Source organism: Moorena sp. SIO4E2 (assembly GCF_010671945.1).
Taxonomy (GTDB): domain Bacteria; phylum Cyanobacteriota; class Cyanobacteriia; order Cyanobacteriales; family Coleofasciculaceae; genus Moorena; species Moorena producens.
The window spans coordinates 1-2,370 of sequence record NZ_JAAHIE010000876.1 but is presented as its reverse complement, the minus strand read 5'-3'; the positions used below and the strand labels follow the sequence as shown (position 1 = coordinate 2,370).

3 protein-coding genes and 1 pseudogene are annotated in these 2,370 nt (G+C 40.9%); all 4 read right to left on the bottom strand.

Annotation, left to right across the window (positions count from 1 at the left end):
* Nucleotides 1–1,390: 1,390 nt before the first annotated feature.
* Entirely contained in the window at nucleotides 1,391–1,576 is a 186-nt protein-coding gene (locus F6K37_RS38480; protein ID WP_287256419.1) for a hypothetical protein, read from the bottom strand.
* Nucleotides 1,573–1,785 carry a hypothetical protein gene (locus tag F6K37_RS38475; protein WP_287256417.1) on the bottom strand — a complete coding sequence of 71 codons (213 nt, stop codon included), beginning with the start codon at nucleotides 1,783–1,785 and terminating at the stop codon, nucleotides 1,573–1,575. Before F6K37_RS38475 ends, F6K37_RS38480 begins: the two co-directional genes overlap by 4 nt.
* Entirely contained in the window at nucleotides 1,731–2,096 is a 366-nt protein-coding gene (locus tag F6K37_RS38470; RefSeq protein ID WP_287256414.1) for a transposase family protein, read from the bottom strand. The genes F6K37_RS38475 and F6K37_RS38470 overlap by 55 nt, the downstream gene beginning before the upstream one ends.
* Before the next feature lie 60 nt (nucleotides 2,097–2,156).
* A pseudogene (locus F6K37_RS38465) lies at nucleotides 2,157–2,370 on the bottom strand (IS701 family transposase); the annotation flags it as partial.

Here is a 2,370-nt window from a genome sequence, read left to right as displayed (position 1 = left end):
CTATTTTTAAGGCTTTTTGAAGTATTGTTTTTTGCTCTTGTGTCAGATAATTTTTTGCTGGCATATTTCCTATTATTGGGTTATTTATTAATTTTTATTATACCAATTTAAATGCCGAACAGCTTACTATCTCACCATCTCCCCGCGCCACCGCCTCTTCCGGTGATATGCTTGGTAGTTGTGTGTGTTGTATTTTGACTTTATCGCTTTTTTTGTTCAGGTCAGTTTAAGGTAAATTTTAGCAGGTCATTAAGTCTAAATTTAGGCTGATTTTTAGTCTTTATATTTCCAGCTTTAGCTAATTAATAAAGCTTTGTTTGCCAAGGATAATATCCACCAGTTTTTCGTTGATAAATTGGCGCGATTCCTCAGCCAAAAGAGGTAGAATTGCTTTACTCATCAATGGCTATAGCGGTTTTTAATCTAGTAAGGTACAAGTTTTTGGGTTTTAGGGAGCAGGGACTGAGGCCGTAGGCCACGCGGGGCGCGTTCGGAGCAGGGACTTCGGAAGAGGGAAGAGGGAAGAGGGAAGAGGTAAAAAAATATGTGTACCTCATGAGGATAAAAAGCGCTATCCCCCTCTTCTGTCACTCTCCGAATTTAAGAGATAATAAAAAATCGGGGAGTTGATCAATAAACTTAAAATGGTTTAACTTGATTTATAGTATCAATTAAATCATGAAATCCGAGTAACAAATAAGAATTATCTATAACATTTAGCCACAGGGTACAGCGGCGAAAAATTATGGCTCAGATAAGTTAGACTGTAGGGGAATCGAAGCTTTTAAAACCTTAAGCATATACCTTGGATCCATACTGGCTCGTTTGACTTTTTGACGAGTACTGCGTTTATAACTCGTTTCCAGATTTAGTAGATTGAGACTAAGCGCGCTTGAGTAAAGCCATATTTTGTGGTGCATGTCCTGTACGAATCCGCGTCGCATCTTCCCCAAAGGTGACATCTAATACGAGCGTGCAGTTGGTTTTCAATGGACCAGTGTTGTCGGATTGCTAAGCCCGACGTGTTGAGCATTGGGTGGTTTTGAAGTAAGGTAAAACATCACCTCACGGGTAGTCTTGTTCCATAGATGGCGGGTGCGAATAACCATTACAATGGTCTGTAATCCAGACCACTGCGACTGTTTGTACAAATCGAAGTCTATTTCAGCAAGAGTTACTGCCTTTGAAGTTACCGTAAGAGAGTGGAGCCTTTATGGGCGATCGGTTTTGCATAAAAGGTTTGAATCTTTTTTAATAAGGCTCCACTCTCTAAGGTTTCGTCCCAAACAGCCGCGCTTTTCAGTACGATGATGTCCTGATTCTACCCGCAGATCATAGCTATACTCGATACCCTCAAACTTATTAGCAACAGCAGTTTCTTTCCCATTGCTTAACCTGCGTGGAACTTAGTAGGATGATTTCCTTTGAGCGCCAAAACATAATCAGCACCAAGAGCACGAATAGCATCGGCTATTTGATGCTGAGTCCCCATGGCATCAATGGTAATGATGCATCCAGAGATATCGAGTAATTTTAGTAGGGCGCTTGATGGCTGTAATTTGATTGCTTTTATCATCCACTTTCACAAGACCTACGAAACAACCGATGCTCACTCGCCCAGGCACTAACCACATGTATTGCCGATTTTCCCTGGTTGCGATCATAGGAACCCTTGAGTTGTTTGCCATCAATAGGAATCACCTCGGCTCCATTATCTATCACAAAACTGCTTAACCAGCTCTCGAAACTATTCTCAAAGGCTCTCGGGGATATCTGCTCAAACACTCGCCGATATGTATCTGCAATGGGTACCCATTTGGTAATGCTAAAAAGGTCGATAACCAATGCTGGTGGCTAATCCCATAAGTTTCGATATCTTCTATGCCCCTTGCCCCTCCAATGGTGGCTAACAGTGCAATCATCACTATACTTACAAATGGATGGAGCACTCCTTGTTTCCCTCGCGGATCTGATAGATGTTCAAAATGCTCGAGCATTTGCTGCTGAACCTGTTGAACATCAAGGGCTGGCTGTAGTGGTAAGGATGGACTACTGATGTAAGTTGAGTTAGTGGGTTGATCGAAGCCAATCACCATCGGACACCTTTATTGTGACATCGGTTTCACTAGCATATTATGAGTTCATTTTTCTTGCGCTTACCCTGCATTTAGCCACGGTAAAATCAATCCTAATAAAAGAGTTGGTTGAATAATTAAACGAAAATTATTTAAGATACTTTTCCATCCACTTTTATTATTCCATTGTGGATGTGTTGAGAAATCAACAGTCGGATTCGGCATTTCAGAATCAGCTAGTTCAGATGAATTTAAAGTAGACATTTCCTGGGTATTTAAACTAATCATTAGATAA

Coding starts and splice junctions, on each gene's coding strand:
- F6K37_RS38480 (WP_287256419.1), bottom strand. CDS start 1,576: ATGATAAAAGCAATCAAATTACAGCCATCAAGCGCCCTACTAAAATTA.
- F6K37_RS38470 (WP_287256414.1), bottom strand. CDS start 2,096: ATGGTGATTGGCTTCGATCAACCCACTAACTCAACTTACATCAGTAGT.